This is a genomic window from Flavobacteriales bacterium (genome assembly GCA_019694795.1).
Taxonomy (GTDB): Bacteria; Bacteroidota; Bacteroidia; order Flavobacteriales_D; family UBA2798; genus UBA2798.
The window spans coordinates 73,099-89,197 of sequence record JAIBBF010000004.1 but is presented as its reverse complement, the minus strand read 5'-3'; the positions used below and the strand labels follow the sequence as shown (position 1 = coordinate 89,197).

Below are 16,099 nucleotides of genomic sequence, written 5' to 3'. Positions count from 1 at the left end.
AATCAGTTAATGATATTAAATCCGGTGTAAGGCACCAGAACTTCCGGTATTTTAATTCCGTTTGGTGTTTGATAATTTTCCAGCAAAGAAGCAACGATGCGTGGTAAAGCCAATGCAGAACCATTCAAGGTATGCGCAAGTCGGATTTTTCCGTTTTTATCTTTAAAACGAAGTTTCAGTCGGTTGGCCTGGTAGGTTTCGAAATTAGACGTAGAAGAAACTTCCAGCCATTTTTCCTGTGCAGTAGAATACACTTCAAAATCGTAAGTCAATGCAGAAGTGAAACCCATATCTCCGCCACAGAGACGAAGAATGCGGAATGGTAATCCCAAATCGCTGAGTAATCCTTTTACATGCTCCACCATCGTATCCAGCGTTTCGTACGAACGCTCCGGATGCTCCAGTTGAACGATTTCTACTTTATCAAATTGATGGAGTCGGTTTAATCCGCGTACATCTTTTCCATAGCTACCTGCTTCGCGACGGAAACAAGGAGTGTATCCTGTAAGCTTAACCGGAAAATCTTCTTCTTTTAAAATGACATCGCGGTACAAATTAGTAAGCGGAACCTCAGCGGTAGGAATGAGATAAAGATTATCTACACCCACGTGATACATTTGTCCCTCTTTATCCGGTAACTGTCCGGTACCATATCCGGAAGCTTCATTCACCATGTGAGGTGCTTGTGTTTCTGCGTAACCGGCAGCTGTTGCACGATCGAGGAAAAAATTAATTAAGGCACGTTGTAAGCGCGCACCCTTTCCTTTGTAAACCGGAAAACCGGCACCGGTGATTTTAACGCCTAATTCAAAATCGATTAAATCATATTTTGCCGCCAACTCCCAATGCGGAAGCTTTGATTCCAGTTGAGGAATATCGCCATGGCGAAATACTTCCAGGTTATCTTCGGCGGATTTACCTGCTGGTACAATGTTATTTGGTGTATTGGGTACTGTATATAACAACTGTTGTTGCTGTTGTTCCAGTTCGGCCAGTTTATCCTGAAAAACTTTAGTCCCGTTTTTTAATTCCGCTGTTTTTTCTTTCGCAGCATTCGCTTCCTCTTTTTTTCCCTGTTGCATTAAAGCACCAACCTCTTTCGAAATACGGTTCAATTCTGCCAATTGCGAATCCAGTTCATTTTGCGTTTTTCTGCGATCCGCATCAATCGCCAGGATCTGTTCGATCACAGCACTAAAATTGGAATTTCGTTTACTCAACCGCTGAATAGCTTCTTCTTTGTTTTCGCGCAGGTAATTCAGTTCTAACATGGACAGGTGTATTTAGGTAGTAAAAATAAAAGTTAATGCTCAATTCGGGAATGAAATGTTTTTATTTCCATTCACAATTCCCCAAAAAAAAACCCCGAAGCAGTGCAACGGGGTTTCGAATGGGGGTATTCGTATTAATTCGCTGCAGGAACAACGCTTACATACGAACGGTTATCTTTCTTCTTGCGGAACATAACAGTTCCGTCAACAAGTGCAAATAATGTATGGTCTTTACCGATACCTACATTGTCACCAGGATGGTGAACAGTACCGCGTTGACGTACGATGATATTGCCGGCGATGGCTTGTTGACCACCATAGATCTTAACTCCGAGTCGCTTACTTTCCGATTCGCGACCGTTCTTGGAACTACCGACGCCTTTCTTGTGTGCCATGGCTTAATCCTTTTTTTAATTATTTATGTTATCAGGCTTTGATGTCAGAAATCTGAATCTGAGTGAGCGACTGACGATGTCCGCGCTTCACTTTATAACCTTTTCTTCTTTTCTTTTTGAAGATGATCACTTTGTCATCTTTAAGATGCTTCAGGATTTTACCTGTTACTTTTGCACCTTCTACAGCCGGGGCGCCAACGCTAACTTTTCCGCCGTTATCAACGAGAAGTACTTTGTCGAATTCAACTTTCGCACCTTCTTCGCCTTCTAAACGGTGAACGTAAACACGCTGATCTTTTGCAACCTTGAATTGCTGCCCTGCTATCTCTACGATTGCGTACATGGGTTTGTTTTTTTAGGTTTTTAAATCAGTCCCTGCTTTGTACAGGGGCTGCAAATGTAATCAAAATCAAGCCTTATTCACAAGTGAGATGTGGAAAATATTAGAGACCGGGCAAAAATCCTCCATAAACTACTAAAAAACAAGTAATTACTTTCGGTTAATGAGGTAAACTCCGGTTAAAATGACCCCCATTGAAATGAAATGCATGGGTAAAATGGGTTCTTTCCGTAAAAATCCCCAAAAAATGGCTGTTACGGGAATTAGATAGGTCACCGTACTCGCGTAAACGGCGCCGGAGAGTCGGACCAGGTAATTAAACAGAATCACCGCGAGAGCGGTGCCGAACATGGACAGAATACTGACAAAGCCCAGGGCCGATTTGCCTGAAGGGTGATGTTGAAGGACCGAAATAAAATCGGTACTGAACAGGTATAAACTTAATGGGATTCCGAAAAACATAAAGGAAACACTGGTCACCCCTATTGGGTGAATTCCGGTTAAATAATTGCGAATGGTATTTACGGAGATGGCATAACAAAGTGTAGCCAAAAGAATTAATAAACTCGAACCGATATCCCCATAAAAAGCCGCTGTTCCCCCCGCCAGCATTAATCCGGCAGAGCCTGCAATACCAAGTGTGAGTCCAAGATAATTCGCCTTCGAAAAGCGGTTCTTAAAAATGAGCGCCGCAATAATCACCGTAAATAATGGAGTGGTTGAATTCAGCATTCCGGCCAGAGAGGGTGCTATTGAAGTTTCGGCGGTGGTAAATAAAAAAGCGGGGATGGCATTACCACACATTCCTACCACCAACAAGGGCAGATATTTTGAGAATGGAATTTTGCGGATGTGGTAAAGTGCAAAAGGCAACAGCAGCCAACAGGCAAAACTCATGCGCATGGCAGCGACCTGAAATGGAGAAAAAACCGGATTCCCCGCTGCATCTTCCATTCCCAACTTCATGAGAATAAAGGAACTACCCCAGGTAAACGCCAAAACGGCGAGGAGCAGGACAGATAATAGGGGACGCGGTTTTTCCATTGCTGATTTGAGGTGGACGAAGATAAATCGATTAGTTGTTGGAAACGGGGAACCTGCGATTTATTTTTGCAGTATGGAAAAAATGGAATTAAGCGTAGATGGAATGACCTGTAATCACTGTAAGATGGCCGTTGAGCGCATCATCCGTGGTGAGGGAATCGAACATTTTGAGGTGGATTTATCGTCCGGCAAAGTTTGGGTGGAGAGCGACAAAACCACTACAGAAAAATTAATCAGCGACATTAACGAAACAGGAATTTATACTGCTAAATCAGCGTCATTATGAAGAAGTCAATTTCAACTTTATTTTTCGCCGCCACATTATTTTTTATTTCATGCGGTGGAGCAGAAACAAAACCGGAAACCGAAAATACAGATTCCACAGAAGAAACAAGTGCTGCACCAAAAGCACCTGTTAATCCGGATATGATTGCCGATTTAGGAATTTCGGGAATGAGCTGCGAAATAAATTGTGTTGGTGCAGTTAGAAAAACATTAATGAAAATGGAAGGCGTTGCATCCTTTGAAATGGATTTCAATGCAGAGAACGACGTTAACCATGCCATTGTGAAATTCGACTCGAAAGTGGTTAGTCGCGATGAGATGATTTCTGCTGTGGAAGAAGTGAACGAACATGCTTACACCGTAGAAAGCTCCGAAGAAAAAACCATCAGCAATGATGCGAATGTAAACACCGATGGCGGAAACGGAAGCTCAACGGAAAACAGTCCTTCCCTCTCCTTATTTTCCATCTTCGAATGGATTTTCTGATCAGGTATTAAGACATAAAAAAAAGCGGGATTTTCATCCCGCTTTTTTTATTTATTCCGATTGAATTATTTCATAGATCCAACCATATCTTCCGGGCGAACCCATTCTGTGAATTGCTCATCAGTAAGAAGATTTAATTCGATAGCCGCCTCGCGAAGTGTCTTATTTTCTTTATGCGCCTTCTTCGCAATCTTAGCTGCATTTTCATAACCAATATGGGTATTTAATGCAGTAACCAACATCAGGGAATTTTCGAGATGTTGTTTAATGACTGCATGATTTGGTTCAATTCCAACTGCACATTTATCGTTGAAGCTTACACATACATCTCCGATTAAACGAGCCGACTGCAACACATTAGCTGCAATTAAAGGTTTAAACACATTCAATTCGAAATGACCGGTGCTTCCGCCAATTGAAACGGCAACATCATTACCTATTACCTGAGCCGCTACCATCGTCATAGCTTCAGGTTGTGTAGGATTAACCTTACCCGGCATAATGGAAGACCCTGGTTCGTTATCCGGAATAACGATTTCGCCGATACCACATCTCGGTCCGCTACTTAACATGCGGATATCGTTGGCGATTTTCATTAATGAAACAGCAACCCGTTTAAATGCACCCGAAAGTTCAACCATCGCATCATGAGCAGCGAGTGCTTCAAATTTGTTAGGAGCAGTTACAAAAGGGTGACCGGTAAAGTCTGCAATTTTTTTAGCAACAAGTACATCATATCCTTTAGGGGTGTTGAGTCCGGTTCCTACCGCAGTACCACCCAATGCCAATTCGCGAACCATTTCCAATGCATTCTGAATAGCGCGCATTCCGTTATCCAATTGTTGAACATAACCGGAAAATTCCTGACCAAGTGTAAGCGGTGTAGCATCCATAAAGTGAGTGCGTCCCGTTTTTACAATTCCCATGTATTCCTGTGCCTTTTTAGCAAGGGTATCACGCAATTTTTTCATTCCCGGTAAAGTCACTTCCACTGCTGCGATGTAAGCTGCAATATGCATGGCCGTTGGATAGGTATCATTCGAACTTTGCGATTTGTTTACATCATCATTCGGATGAAGGATCTTTTTTTCATCATTAAGATTACCACCGGAAATAACATGAGCGCGATATGCAATTACCTCGTTCACGTTCATGTTCGACTGGGTTCCCGAGCCGGTCTGCCAGATAACAAGCGGAAATTGATCGTCGAGTTTTTTCGCCAGAATTTCGTCGCAGGCTTTCGCAATCAAATCTCTTTTTTCAACGGCCAAAACGCCCAATTCGTGATTGGCATAGGCTGCTGCTTTTTTCAAATGCGCAAATGCATAAATCACTTCCTTCGGCATGGAAGCTTCCGGTCCGATTTTAAAATTGTTTCTGGAACGCTCGGTTTGCGCACCCCAATATTTATCGGCGGGTACTTTTACCTCACCCATGGTGTCTTTTTCAATTCTGAATTCCATAACGGCTGTTTTTATATTGACGTAAAACTACATTTCTTTTTATCCCACTCAAATCAATTCGAGGACTTTTTCGGGCGGACGAGCCACTATTCCTTTATTGCCTTTAACAACAATGGGTCGCTCAATCAATTGCGGGTTTTCGAGCATAATGGTAATCCATTCTTCATCGGTGAGACGGAGTCCTTTCAACTTGCTTTTAAACAGTTCCTCGCCGGTACGCAAAATGTCTTTGGGTCCCAAATGAAGACGTGCCAGTAAAAGTTTAAATTCTTCGCGGGTTGGAATTTCTTTCATGTATTCCACCACCTGTGCTTCAATTCCGTTTTCGCGCAAAATATCGAGTGCGCAACGGCTTTTGCTGCAGCGTGGATTGTGGTAGATGATGAACTTACTTTTTTTCATAGCATCAGTTACCACCGTATTCCATCAAATACGATTTCAGGAATCCATCAATTTTACCATCCAAAACACCAACGGTATCGGAAGTTTCATAATCAGTACGCATATCCTTCACCAGTTTATACGGGTGCAGTACATAGGATCTGATTTGGGAACCCCACTCAATTTTTTTCTTTCCTGCTTCAATTTTATCCACCGCTTCTCTTCGCTTTCTCATTTCGATTTCGAACAACTGCGATTTTAATAATTGAAGTGCCTTTGCACGATTGTCATGCTGCGAGCGTGATTCCTGATTTTTAATGATAATACCGGATGGTTTGTGATGTAAACGCACGGCAGTTTCCACCTTGTTTACGTTCTGTCCTCCTGCTCCACCCGAACGGAAAGTATCCCATTCCAGGTCTGCGGGATTAACCACGATATCGATGGAATCGTCCACCAGCGGATATACATAAACCGAAACGAAAGAGGTGTGACGTTTTGCGTTGGAATCGAAAGGAGAAATGCGCACCAGGCGATGTACTCCGTTTTCACCCTTGAGATTTCCGAATGCATAATCACCATCAATTTGGATGGTGGCTTGTTTTATACCGGCAACATCACCTTCCTGAAGATCGATTTCGGTGACTTTAAATCCTTTTTTCTGCGCATACATTTGGTACATCCGCAGCAACATGGAAGCCCAGTCGCAACTTTCCGTACCTCCTGCACCGGAGGTGATTTGTAAAATGGCACTCGATTTATCTTCGGGCGCACTTAACATATTCCGGAATTCAAGTTCTTCGATGGTATCTACAGTTGCAGCAAATTGTGCATCCACTTCCTCTTCTGAAGCACCGCCTTCTTTGTGAAAATCTAAGAGCACCTGTAAATCCTCAGCCTGCGCTTTAGCCTTGGCATAACCTTCGGTCCAGAATTTCATTTCACGAATCTTTTTCAGCAGTGTTTCTGCCTTCTCCGCATCGTTCCAGAAATTGGGGTCCTGGGTTTTTATTTCTTCTTCCTGAATATCGATTAGTTTTCTATCGATGTCAAAGATACCCCCTCAGCGCTTCAACGCGCTCTACCAGCTTGGAGTATTGATCGCTTGTGATCATGGCTTGGTTGGTCTTTTGTTGTTATGGGAAAATTCCCTGTATTAAATAACAATGCCCCACCAAATACTGGCAGGGCTTTGTAGAATGTATGTTGATTATTTTACGCGATCCATGTAATCGCCGGTGCGGGTATCGATACGCACTTTGTCGCCAATGTTAATAAACAATGGAACGCGTACTTCTGCTCCGGTTTCTACTTTGGCAGGTTTTAATGTGTTGGTAGCAGTATCACCCTTTATACCTGGTTCGGTATAGGTAATTTCCAATTCTACGAATGGTTTCAATTCAACGGAAAGAACGCGTTCTTCGTCGGTATCGAACATCATCTCTGCCTCGTTCGATTCTTTCAGAAATTGAGGCGAGTTGATTTGGTGTTCCTGTACAGCGATTTGTTCGAAGTCGTCCGTATTCATAAAATGATACCCTTCTTCGTCCTTATACAAAAACTGAACATTGCGGCGCTCAACACGTACGGTATCAATTTTTACACCGGAGTTAAAGGTGATATCATAAATTTTTCCGGTGTTCAGACTTTTCAGCTTGGTACGAACGAAAGCTGGTCCTTTACCTGGTTTAACATGAAGAAACTCAACGATGGTCACTAAATCCGTATTGTAACGGAAACAAAGACCATTCTTAAAATCTGCAGTAGATGCCATAATGATAAAATTGAGGTGCAAAAATAGAGGAATGATCCAAAAAGACAAATTCCAAGGCACAATCGGACTGCTGTTTTCATCACCTTGTGAATAAAAAAAGGGGCCTCCATTCGGAAAAGCCCCATTTTACAGGAAACAAAGCAGGTTATGGCAATTGAATGGAATACGTATTTCCATTCACCGTTACGGTGGCATTGTTATCGCAGGTTCCGTTTCCATAATCAATTACGCGGGTGGGACGAGATCCCGGTGTTATGCTGATGCTACCGCTCACAAAGTGATAACATCCTATTTCTTTTCGCAATGGGGTAATGATCTGAGCCGTAAAGCTTTCTCCATTGGCAGCAACGCCGTTGCCAGTTCCGCTGATCAGATAAGCATCATCGAAGATATTGAGCACGGTGGACTCCCCCGCTACCCATTCGCGGGTACGGTCGGACACCCAGGTGATGGTTCCGCCATTATTAGCTTTAATCACTGTTCCATCCACATGAATAGCATACCAAAGATTACCGGCATTATTGCGACCCATATTGGTAACTGTTTTAGTACCTGTAAGCTGATTATCGTTTACAAAATACTGATCCGGCGTATGGGTAATTACAGTACCGGAATCGCGATAGGGACCGGTATAGGTAAATATTACTTTTCCCCGGCGGTTTTTGCCATCGTTGCACTGACAATTGCTTGTACCGAAATCTACCGTAATGGTTCCCCCGTTTCCGGTGGTATCTCTGATAACGGTTGCACAGCCATAAACCAGCGTATCCATGGCGGAACGGTAGATGACCATATTACCGGAATAAGCTTCATCGGCAATATTTTTTAACTCGTTAAATGAATTCTCCGCAAGCGCATTATCACTTACCGTTTGAAAATCTTCGGTATCTCTTTCTTTGCGGCAGGATGAAAATACGGTGAGTATTATAAAAGAGATTACACTTAATTTTTGCATGGACATGGTTACTCGATTTTGTTGGTTCGCTGAATATAGACCCAAAAACGTACCAAAGGTTTAAACGATTTTGCAAGAATGGTTGATCTGCTTAAAAAAAAGGACGAAATCGGTTTAAATTATGGCAAAGGACATTTTCGGTAAACAACCATAAGTTCTCCCCTTCATTTAGTTGATAAACCTCTTTAAAAAACGGATTAATGCCTTGTACATTAAGTTTCAATCTGAGTATTTTTACCTGATGAAATTTTCTACACGGCTCCTTACCATTGTATTCCTCACCCTTTCCGGTTTGGCATCGGGACAACACACCTACAAACGAAAAAATATTCCCTTAATTAATTTAGAAGGCCCCTATAAACTTAAAGGCTGGCATTTTGCTCCGGGAGCTTCTTATGCGCTAAGTCGTTTTAAAAATCAGGAAGAAACGCTGATGCAGGCAAACGATACAGCATATAAAGCCACTTTCGATCCTGCCGGTAGAATTGGTTTATACCTGGAGGTAGGACGTTTCCACATTTTTAAATATGGTTACTTGTTTAACTTCATGGATTATTCACTTGCCTTTAAACAGATAAGAGGTAAAGAAGCCTTCAATGCCAATTACGAACAACTGAGTACAGGATCAACATTCGGCAGCAATGACGGATCCGGGAAATATGGTCACAGTTATATCACTGCCAACTTCAATCTAAATAATATTTATCAGCTGAATGATTTGCAATTTTTGCAAAACAGCATCGGAATTAATGCGGATTACCGAGTAATTAATAACAATTCCTATAGTGGGAACCTCAGTTATCAGGACCAGCAAAACCCTTCTAAATTTTTATTCCAATTGCATTATAAATTGGGATACGGAATAAAATGGAATGATAAACTATTTGTAATTCCAACACTTGAAACTCCAATTCTATCTTTTTCTACCTGGGAAAATGGCCGTTCCAGATACAATATGTTCAGTAGCCATTACCGCCCGATCTATTTTACCATTCGTTTTGCTTGGGTAAGTAAAAAATCATGGGACTGTCCTCCGGTAGAGGGTCACCCCGACGATAAACGTAAGCAACAGCAATACCAGCAGGAACGATGAAATTATTCTTTCAAATACTATTCATTTCAATTTGCATTTTTCCGGCAGGTATTAATTCATGCGCTGCTCAGGCTAAATATAATGGTCCCACCGTTGAAATCAGCACTCCGGTAAATTTAAGCGGACTCCAATTTGCCGGTATCGGTTTTAATGAATTAGGATTAAAATTTTCGGGTTGCGACACGGTGAATAATGTGAAATTGTGTTTTACAAAATCGACATTGGGTCAACTGAACAAATTAAAATTAACCTTAATTGTTCGCAAAGGAATATTAATGCATTTTCAGGTCAACACCAACGATCCCAAACAAGTTCAGTCGCTGGATAGTTTATGTATGAAATACTACGGGAAACCCAAAAAAATTACTGAATCGAAAATTGTAAAAATGATTTCCTGGGAAAATGAAAAAAACGGAAGATTGATTCAGACTTTTCTGATAACAGGCCATAATTTTAAGAAAGCTGAGCTCGTTAGTTGGGTCAGTAATTAAATCACTTCCATTTTAGCGGTCCACCACAAGCCGTCTCGATACGGACTGTATTTTTTCCGCCAAAAAGCAAATCCAGCTCATCAATCCATTTGTTCCAGTCGTTTTCCTTATGCTCGCATTGATAGCAAAGATGAAGCATCCATAACTGATCCTGATTGATCCAGGTATAAGAAGGTGTTGTCTTTATAGCCTTCATATCCTCTTCGAACCGAATGGGTGTGCAATCATTACCAAAACAATTCATCCAGTTATTGAATGCATTGTTGAACGTGGTAGAATCGGAATAGTGTAAATAAAAAACAGTAGCAACAGGGTATACATTCTCAGTAGTACCGTATTTAACCGGAGTGTTTTTTTTCAAAGCGAATTTTATCAGTGTATCCTTTTCGAAGCGTTCGGGATTTATACCTTTTGTTGCCTCTACCTCGGAATACAAACGCAACTGTTTTTCTTTAAAGGCAATTATTTTTTCCTGTGGACTTAACTTTGGATCTATAGCAACCGTATCAGGTAAAATTGCGGGTTCTTCGGTAAGAGAAATGGAAGTATCTGTATTTTCCGGTTCAGGAGCGGGGTCCTTTTCCACATAAGTAGAACATGCTACTGAAAGTAGAAAGGGGATAATCAATTTTAGCTTGTTCTTCATAATGATTTTAACACCTCACTTAGTTTGTTTAAGTCCTCTTCTTTAAAATCGAGATGGGTCACCATACGAATTAAACCGGGTCCGAACGGCACACACAATACACCTTTCGATTTTAAGTCGGAAACTATCTTCTCCACACTTAATGCCGGTTTTATTCCGAACACTACAATATTGGTTTCAACCGGAAAAACTTCTTCTGCAAACGATATTTTTTTAACCATCTCCCCGATAAGTTTTGCACGACGATGATCATCTTTTAATCGTTGAATATTATGCTCGAGCGCAAACAATCCTGCAGCTGCCAAAACGCCTGCCTGGCGCATTCCTCCACCCAACACTTTTCGAATTCTACGTGCAGCTTTTATTTGAGCAGATGTACCGATTAAGACGGATCCAACCGGAGTACCCAAACCTTTGCTTAAACAAACGGAAATTGAATCGAATTGCTGACCATAGGTGGTATAATCCACTCCTGTTTCTACCAGTGAATTAAAAATACGCGCACCATCAAGGTGGTAGGCCAATCCTTTTTCCTTACAAAAGGCCGAAATTCGTTTTAACTCCTCAAAATCATAAATCGCTCCTCCCCCACGGTTAGCAGTGTCTTCAACAGAAACCAATCGACTAACAGGCAAATGCACATCTTCCGGATTATTTAAACTGTTCTTTACGTCATCCACCGTAATTCGTCCGCGGTTTCCATCAATCAGTTTTACGCTGCATAACGAATTAACCATTATACCGCCACCTTCATATTTGTAGACATGCGATTCTTTATGGCAAATTACTTCCTGACCAGGCACCGTGTGCATACGAATTGCAATTTGATTGGTCATGGTTCCTGAAGGACAAAACAAACCAGCCTCTTTTCCAAACATAGATGCCAATTTCGATTCCAACTCAATAACGGTGGGATCCTCCATAAAAACATCATCACCCAGAGGTGCACTTAACATGGCCTCAAGCATTTCGGGACTCGGTTTGGTTACGGTATCACTTCTAAGGTCGATAAAGGTTTGCATGCTCATTTTTTTTTCCAAAACTACAAAAACTGATGAATGTCAGAATTACCTGTGACCGTAATCATTAAGCATGCTCTGCATGGGGGGTATTTTTGCTTAACCCAAAACCCTAAAACTGTCCTTATGAAATCCATTTTAGTTGCCACCGATTTTTCTCCCGCTTCGGTTAATGCCGTTGAGTTTGCCGCCCAATTAGCCAAGCAGTTAAACGCCCGATTACATTTATTGCATGTTTATCACATGCCCCTGATTGCCTCAGATATTCCGGTTGTTCCGGATTTATCATCGATGGAAAAAGAAAGTTTAGACCGTCTTGAAAAACTTGGCGAAGATCTGAATGAAAAATATGGTATCACTCCTTTTGTAAAAGCAGAAATGGGTTTTACCACGGATGAAATAAATGAATACAAAGAAGCCATCAATGCAGATTTAATTGTTTTAGGCATGCATGGTCATAATAAAGCTTCCGAACTGTTTATCGGATCCACCACTGCATCGTATATTGAAAACACCAAAACACCTTTATTGGTTGTTCCTTCGGATGCGAAATACAAAACACCGGAGTGGATTGCTTTTGCTTCTGATTTAAAGGGACTCCAAATTCATTCGCTGGATGCGTTAAAAGAATGTGCGTTGAGTTTTAAAGCAAAGGTAAACATCGTGAATGTAACCGAAGGTGAATTACTTCCTGATTACAACAAGAGTGTAGCAGGTATTCAGCTGGACCACTATTTTGAGGAACTCAGTCACTTGTTTTTCTTTCCGGAAGGAAAAAATGTTACAGAAGGAATTGATGAATTTATTGCTGAACATAAAACAGATTGGTTAGCATTAGTGCATCGTAAACATGGATTGTTCGATCGCATGTTCAACAAGAGTGTCACCAAAAAAATGATTTACCACACTCACTTACCATTATTGGTATTACCAGAACTCCCCTACACCGATACACCAAAATAAACACTTAGGTAATAGTACGGATTCAGGAATATATTTTTACCCAAATCCTGTGCTATGGTCCATAAAATATTCTGTAAACATTAAATTGTTTCAGTTGATTATTAACCCAAAAAATCAGCCCCATGAATTTAATATTTAATGAAGATTCCAAACTGGAGGATATCAATAAAGCATTTCAACAGCATTTTCCTTTTTTAAAAATTCAGTTTTACGAAGACAAAATTGATCAGTTGGCGCATAAAGAGGTTCCCGGTGATCCGATAAAGGATTACAGCAAAACCATTCACGATGTATTGCATGCCCGCATTAACTGTTCCATTTCAATGAATGGTCACACCAAAGTGAAAAATTTTGAAAAAAACTGGATTGAAGATGCAGGTATCTGGGTTCAGGTTTTCCGGAAAAGCGGAAAAATATGGTTGCAAACTACGGTTACGGATGAAATGACTTTATCGGAGATTAATCACCTTGGTGAAGAAATGAATATGCCTATGGGTAAAGATGAATTACCGGATATTCACGAACAGGAATAATCATGGAAAATCTGATTCTTCACTTACCGGCTGCCGGCATTTTGTTTCTGCGGCTGATGTTGGGAATGTTATTCCTGTTTCAGGGCTATGAAAAAGTAGCTTTGATTGGTACCTCCAAAGTGGCGGAAACTTTTCGCTACGAATTAAAAAAATCCTTTTTACCGGATTGGCTTTTTTCTGCTACCGCTTTATACAGTTCCTGGGTTGAATTAATTGGAGGAGCATTGCTTATTCTTGGTTTACTTAAGCCCCTGGCATTTTTATTTTTGGGAGTCGATTTAATTCTTGTTACCGCCGCAATGGGAATGATGAATCCGCTCTGGGATTTAAAACATGTATTTCCACGGATGATTTTGCTTGTAATTCTGATGTTCATCCCCATCGCACAGGATGTATTTTCCATTGACCATCTTTTAAACTTGTGGTAATGGAAGAAACCAAAACTTTACAGGAAACAACGTGCTTTCACTGTGGTGAACTTTGTCCGGATAAACCATTAACACTGGAGGATAAAAAATTCTGTTGCGAAGGATGCAGAACAGTGTACGACATTCTGAACAAAAGCGGAATGTGCGATTATTACGATCTGAATGAACGTCCGGGTCAAACCCAAAAAAAATCCAACACCGTACGTTATGAATTTCTCGATGATGAAGAAACCTCAAAGAAATTCATCACATTTCGTGATGCCGACCAGATTCACGTCACCTTTTACATTCCCGCCATGCATTGCAGTAGTTGCATCTGGCTACTGGAAAATTTAAACCGGCTTCATCCAAAAGTATTTCGTTCGAGGGTCAACTTCATTAAAAAGGAACTTTCCATTGTTTTCAGTTCAGAAATTGCTTTATCGGATATTGCCAAATTGCTCGACCGCGTTGGATATCCTCCTCACTTAAGTTTGAATTCGCTGGAAGAAAAAACAGATGAGCGTCAATATTTCAATAAAAGTTATTTCTACAAATTAGGTATTGCATTTTTTAGTTTCGGCAACATTATGTTGCTGAGCTTTCCCGATTATTTCGGTATCGATTCTTTAACCGAATCGCCCTACCGCAATTTATTTGGTTATCTAAATTTCCTATTGGCAATTCCGGTAATGTTTTACTCGGCTTCCGAATTTTTTGTGAGCGCATGGAAAGGGGTAATACACAAAACTCTGAATATGGATTTTCCCATCGCTTTGGGAATTCTTATCATGTTTGTTCGCAGCTCTTACGATATTTTTTCGGGAACAGGGAGTGGTTATATGGACACCTTAGCGAGTCTGGTTTTTTTAATGCTGGTTGGAAGGGCATTGCAAAACATGACTTATGGCCGACTTTCCTTCGACCGCGATTACAAATCCTACTTTCCGGTTTCTGTTACTTTATTAGAACAAGGACAGGAAAAAAATATTCCAGCCACACAGGTAAAAGTGGGAAGCAGACTATTGATTCGAAACAACGAGCTGATACCCGGAGATGCCATTTTATTTAAAGGAGATGCGCATATCGATTACAGTTTTGTTACGGGAGAATCGACTCCGGTAGATAAAACCTTAGGTGAAATAATTTTTGCCGGCGGAAAACAAATTGGGAATGCCATTGAAGTTGAAGTAATAAAAGAAGTATCTCAATCTTACCTCACCCGCTTATGGAATGAAGACACCTTTGAAAAAGATAAAACGGAAAAAGATAAACTTACTTCATTAAGCAATCGGGTTAGCCGCTGGTTTACGCTTATCATTTTAATCATTGCGTCTGGCGCTGCACTCTATTGGCTACGCACCGATTCGGCCAGAGCATTGCATGCCTTTACTTCGGTTCTGATTATTACTTGTCCCTGCGCCTTAGCCCTATCCACACCTTTTACATTGGGGAATGCCATGCGGATTCTGGGTAAAATGAAATTTTATTTAAAGAATACGATTGTCATTGAAAAACTGGCCCAAACGGATGTGGTATTATTCGATAAAACAGGTACCATCACACGAAGTGGAGCTGCCCGTTTAAAATTTGAGGGTGAAGAATTAAGCGACTACGATTTACAATTAATCCGATCCGCAAGCGGAAATTCTGCACATCCGCTATCCCGTATAATCCACGATAACATCCCTTCGTCGATTTCGAAAATCGAATGGGATACTTATGAAGAAATTTCCGGAAAAGGAATTATTGCCAAAAAATTAACCGACGAAATTAAACTGGGCTCCGAAGAATGGATTTGCGGTAAAAAAAGAAATCACGATGGTTTACGTACCATGGAAGTGCATTACGCCATTAACGGTCAATACAAAGGCTATTTCCGCATACGATCCGAATACCGGGATGATTTAAAGCATGTGATTCAGGATTTGCAATTAAAGCATCAGGTTAAATTAGTTTCCGGCGATAATGATGGTGAAAAACAACAATTGCTGCCTTTATTCGGAAAGGAAGAAAACATGCTCTTTCATCAATCGCCTTTTGAAAAACTGGAACTGGTAAAACAACTTCAGGATGAACATAAAACGGTATTAATGATTGGTGATGGATTGAATGATGCCGGTGCATTGGCAAAAAGTAATGTGGGAATTTCCGTATCGGAGAACATCAATAATTTTTCTCCCGCCTGCGATGCCATTCTCGATTCGGAATCGTTCAGTGAACTACCCCGTTTTATCCGCTTTTCCAAAGCCGCCGTAAATGTAATTCTGATGAGTTTTGGACTATCCTTTATTTATAATCTGGTTGGACTCTGGTTCGCCGTGCAGGGAAATTTATCACCCCTGGTGGCCGCTATACTTATGCCCATCAGTTCCATTTCTGTTATCATTTTTACCACCATCGGAGTAGGAATTGCATCGCGAAAAATTTTTAAACCGAACTACAAAACAAGCAGTTAAAAGGTTTCAGGGTAAAAACTGACAACTATCAATTTTTGTAGTGACCACAGTCATTAACCTCCTAAGCCACTAAAAATACATTTGACACAAGATA

The 16,099-nt window shown here is 40.9% G+C and carries 19 protein-coding genes; 8 read left to right on the top strand and 11 right to left on the bottom strand.

All coding sequences use genetic code 11. The annotated features are described in order from the left end of the window. Window positions 1-2: 2 nt before the first annotated feature. The 4 genes from serS to K1X56_03005 all read right to left on the bottom strand — a co-directional run bounded on the left by serS (window position 3) and on the right by K1X56_03005 (window position 3,050). Window positions 3-1,271: a serine--tRNA ligase gene (serS, locus tag K1X56_03020; protein MBX7093668.1), complete on the bottom strand. Its 1,269-nt coding sequence runs from the start codon at window positions 1,269-1,271 to the stop codon at window positions 3-5. 134 nt (window positions 1,272-1,405) lie between these two features. Beyond that, a complete protein-coding gene (gene rpmA, locus K1X56_03015; GenBank protein ID MBX7093667.1) occupies window positions 1,406-1,666 on the bottom strand; it encodes a 50S ribosomal protein L27 in 261 nt (86 codons plus the stop codon). A gap of 31 nt (window positions 1,667-1,697) precedes the next feature. Next, window positions 1,698-2,009, bottom strand: a complete 312-nt coding sequence (gene rplU / locus K1X56_03010; GenBank protein ID MBX7093666.1) for a 50S ribosomal protein L21 — start codon at window positions 2,007-2,009, stop codon at window positions 1,698-1,700. Between the two features lie 147 nt (window positions 2,010-2,156). Next, on the bottom strand, window positions 2,157-3,050 hold the full coding sequence (locus K1X56_03005) for a DMT family transporter (GenBank protein ID MBX7093665.1): 894 nt from the start codon (window positions 3,048-3,050) through the stop codon (window positions 2,157-2,159). 73 nt (window positions 3,051-3,123) lie between these two features. Here K1X56_03005 and K1X56_03000 point away from each other — a divergent pair, with 73 nt between their 5' ends. After that, on the top strand, window positions 3,124-3,336 hold the full coding sequence (locus K1X56_03000) for a cation transporter (GenBank protein MBX7093664.1): 213 nt from the start codon (window positions 3,124-3,126) through the stop codon (window positions 3,334-3,336). Further along, the gene (locus K1X56_02995) at window positions 3,333-3,821 is read left to right on the top strand and encodes a hypothetical protein (protein MBX7093663.1); all 489 of its coding nucleotides are present in this window, start codon (window positions 3,333-3,335) and stop codon (window positions 3,819-3,821) included. Before K1X56_03000 ends, K1X56_02995 begins: the two co-directional genes overlap by 4 nt. Before the next feature lie 65 nt (window positions 3,822-3,886). Here the strand turns inward: K1X56_02995 and fumC are convergent, their stop codons facing one another. From fumC to K1X56_02970, 5 genes are all read right to left on the bottom strand, one after another. After that, window positions 3,887-5,284, bottom strand: coding sequence for a class II fumarate hydratase (gene fumC, locus K1X56_02990; protein ID MBX7093662.1), 1,398 nt, complete (start codon window positions 5,282-5,284; stop codon window positions 3,887-3,889). Between the two features lie 48 nt (window positions 5,285-5,332). Continuing rightward, window positions 5,333-5,686, bottom strand: a complete 354-nt coding sequence (gene arsC, locus K1X56_02985) for an arsenate reductase (glutaredoxin) (GenBank protein MBX7093661.1) — start codon at window positions 5,684-5,686, stop codon at window positions 5,333-5,335. A 4-nt stretch (window positions 5,687-5,690) separates the two neighbouring features. Then, window positions 5,691-6,780 (bottom strand): peptide chain release factor 2 gene (prfB, locus tag K1X56_02980; protein ID MBX7093660.1). Its coding sequence is split into 2 segments (ribosomal slippage): window positions 5,691-6,716 and window positions 6,718-6,780, totalling 1,089 coding nucleotides; the frame shifts between segments, so codons are not numbered across the junction. A 95-nt stretch (window positions 6,781-6,875) separates the two neighbouring features. Further along, window positions 6,876-7,439 (bottom strand): elongation factor P, encoded by a 564-nt coding sequence (efp, locus tag K1X56_02975; GenBank protein ID MBX7093659.1) that lies wholly within the window; start codon window positions 7,437-7,439, stop codon window positions 6,876-6,878. A 145-nt stretch (window positions 7,440-7,584) separates the two neighbouring features. Further along, window positions 7,585-8,400: a hypothetical protein gene (locus K1X56_02970; protein ID MBX7093658.1), complete on the bottom strand. Its 816-nt coding sequence runs from the start codon at window positions 8,398-8,400 to the stop codon at window positions 7,585-7,587. 235 nt (window positions 8,401-8,635) lie between these two features. Here K1X56_02970 and K1X56_02965 point away from each other — a divergent pair, with 235 nt between their 5' ends. Together K1X56_02965 and K1X56_02960 are read left to right on the top strand one after the other, a co-directional pair. Next, window positions 8,636-9,487: a hypothetical protein gene (locus tag K1X56_02965; GenBank protein MBX7093657.1), complete on the top strand. Its 852-nt coding sequence runs from the start codon at window positions 8,636-8,638 to the stop codon at window positions 9,485-9,487. Further along, window positions 9,484-9,978, top strand: a complete 495-nt coding sequence (locus K1X56_02960; protein ID MBX7093656.1) for a hypothetical protein — start codon at window positions 9,484-9,486, stop codon at window positions 9,976-9,978. Before K1X56_02965 ends, K1X56_02960 begins: the two co-directional genes overlap by 4 nt. A 1-nt stretch (window position 9,979) precedes the next feature. Here the strand turns inward: K1X56_02960 and K1X56_02955 are convergent, their stop codons facing one another. Both K1X56_02955 and K1X56_02950 read right to left on the bottom strand, forming a co-directional pair. Continuing rightward, window positions 9,980-10,624 carry a hypothetical protein gene (locus K1X56_02955; GenBank protein MBX7093655.1) on the bottom strand — a complete coding sequence of 215 codons (645 nt, stop codon included), beginning with the start codon at window positions 10,622-10,624 and terminating at the stop codon, window positions 9,980-9,982. Next, the gene (locus K1X56_02950) at window positions 10,621-11,652 is read right to left on the bottom strand and encodes an aminotransferase class I/II-fold pyridoxal phosphate-dependent enzyme (GenBank protein ID MBX7093654.1); all 1,032 of its coding nucleotides are present in this window, start codon (window positions 11,650-11,652) and stop codon (window positions 10,621-10,623) included. The genes K1X56_02955 and K1X56_02950 overlap by 4 nt, the downstream gene beginning before the upstream one ends. A 117-nt stretch (window positions 11,653-11,769) precedes the next feature. Here K1X56_02950 and K1X56_02945 point away from each other — a divergent pair, with 117 nt between their 5' ends. The 4 genes from K1X56_02945 to K1X56_02930 all read left to right on the top strand — a co-directional run bounded on the left by K1X56_02945 (window position 11,770) and on the right by K1X56_02930 (window position 16,005). Further along, the gene (locus K1X56_02945; protein MBX7093653.1) at window positions 11,770-12,606 is read left to right on the top strand and encodes a universal stress protein; all 837 of its coding nucleotides are present in this window, start codon (window positions 11,770-11,772) and stop codon (window positions 12,604-12,606) included. Between the two features lie 122 nt (window positions 12,607-12,728). After that, window positions 12,729-13,139: a hypothetical protein gene (locus tag K1X56_02940; GenBank protein ID MBX7093652.1), complete on the top strand. Its 411-nt coding sequence runs from the start codon at window positions 12,729-12,731 to the stop codon at window positions 13,137-13,139. A gap of 2 nt (window positions 13,140-13,141) precedes the next feature. Then, window positions 13,142-13,567 (top strand): DoxX family membrane protein, encoded by a 426-nt coding sequence (locus K1X56_02935; GenBank protein MBX7093651.1) that lies wholly within the window; start codon window positions 13,142-13,144, stop codon window positions 13,565-13,567. Continuing rightward, window positions 13,567-16,005, top strand: coding sequence for a heavy metal translocating P-type ATPase metal-binding domain-containing protein (locus K1X56_02930; protein ID MBX7093650.1), 2,439 nt, complete (start codon window positions 13,567-13,569; stop codon window positions 16,003-16,005). Before K1X56_02935 ends, K1X56_02930 begins: the two co-directional genes overlap by 1 nt. Window positions 16,006-16,099: the final 94 nt, after the last annotated feature.

What these genes read in the sequence shown, in the direction of transcription:
- K1X56_02935 (MBX7093651.1), top strand. Translation starts at nt 13,142, where the DNA reads ATGGAAAATCTGATTCTTCACTTACCGGCTGCCGGCATTTTGTTTCTG.
- K1X56_02945 (MBX7093653.1), top strand. Translation starts at nt 11,770, where the DNA reads ATGAAATCCATTTTAGTTGCCACCGATTTTTCTCCCGCTTCGGTTAAT.
- K1X56_02965 (MBX7093657.1), top strand. Translation starts at nt 8,636, where the DNA reads ATGAAATTTTCTACACGGCTCCTTACCATTGTATTCCTCACCCTTTCC.
- K1X56_02970 (MBX7093658.1), bottom strand. Translation starts at nt 8,400, where the DNA reads ATGTCCATGCAAAAATTAAGTGTAATCTCTTTTATAATACTCACCGTA.
- K1X56_02995 (MBX7093663.1), top strand. Translation starts at nt 3,333, where the DNA reads ATGAAGAAGTCAATTTCAACTTTATTTTTCGCCGCCACATTATTTTTT.
- rpmA (MBX7093667.1), bottom strand. Translation starts at nt 1,666, where the DNA reads ATGGCACACAAGAAAGGCGTCGGTAGTTCCAAGAACGGTCGCGAATCG.
- rplU (MBX7093666.1), bottom strand. Translation starts at nt 2,009, where the DNA reads ATGTACGCAATCGTAGAGATAGCAGGGCAGCAATTCAAGGTTGCAAAA.
- arsC (MBX7093661.1), bottom strand. Translation starts at nt 5,686, where the DNA reads ATGAAAAAAAGTAAGTTCATCATCTACCACAATCCACGCTGCAGCAAA.
- K1X56_03005 (MBX7093665.1), bottom strand. Translation starts at nt 3,050, where the DNA reads ATGGAAAAACCGCGTCCCCTATTATCTGTCCTGCTCCTCGCCGTTTTG.
- K1X56_03000 (MBX7093664.1), top strand. Translation starts at nt 3,124, where the DNA reads ATGGAAAAAATGGAATTAAGCGTAGATGGAATGACCTGTAATCACTGT.
- efp (MBX7093659.1), bottom strand. Translation starts at nt 7,439, where the DNA reads ATGGCATCTACTGCAGATTTTAAGAATGGTCTTTGTTTCCGTTACAAT.
- fumC (MBX7093662.1), bottom strand. Translation starts at nt 5,284, where the DNA reads ATGGAATTCAGAATTGAAAAAGACACCATGGGTGAGGTAAAAGTACCC.
- K1X56_02930 (MBX7093650.1), top strand. Translation starts at nt 13,567, where the DNA reads ATGGAAGAAACCAAAACTTTACAGGAAACAACGTGCTTTCACTGTGGT.
- K1X56_02940 (MBX7093652.1), top strand. Translation starts at nt 12,729, where the DNA reads ATGAATTTAATATTTAATGAAGATTCCAAACTGGAGGATATCAATAAA.
- K1X56_02960 (MBX7093656.1), top strand. Translation starts at nt 9,484, where the DNA reads ATGAAATTATTCTTTCAAATACTATTCATTTCAATTTGCATTTTTCCG.
- K1X56_02955 (MBX7093655.1), bottom strand. Translation starts at nt 10,624, where the DNA reads ATGAAGAACAAGCTAAAATTGATTATCCCCTTTCTACTTTCAGTAGCA.
- K1X56_02950 (MBX7093654.1), bottom strand. Translation starts at nt 11,652, where the DNA reads ATGAGCATGCAAACCTTTATCGACCTTAGAAGTGATACCGTAACCAAA.
- serS (MBX7093668.1), bottom strand. Translation starts at nt 1,271, where the DNA reads ATGTTAGAACTGAATTACCTGCGCGAAAACAAAGAAGAAGCTATTCAG.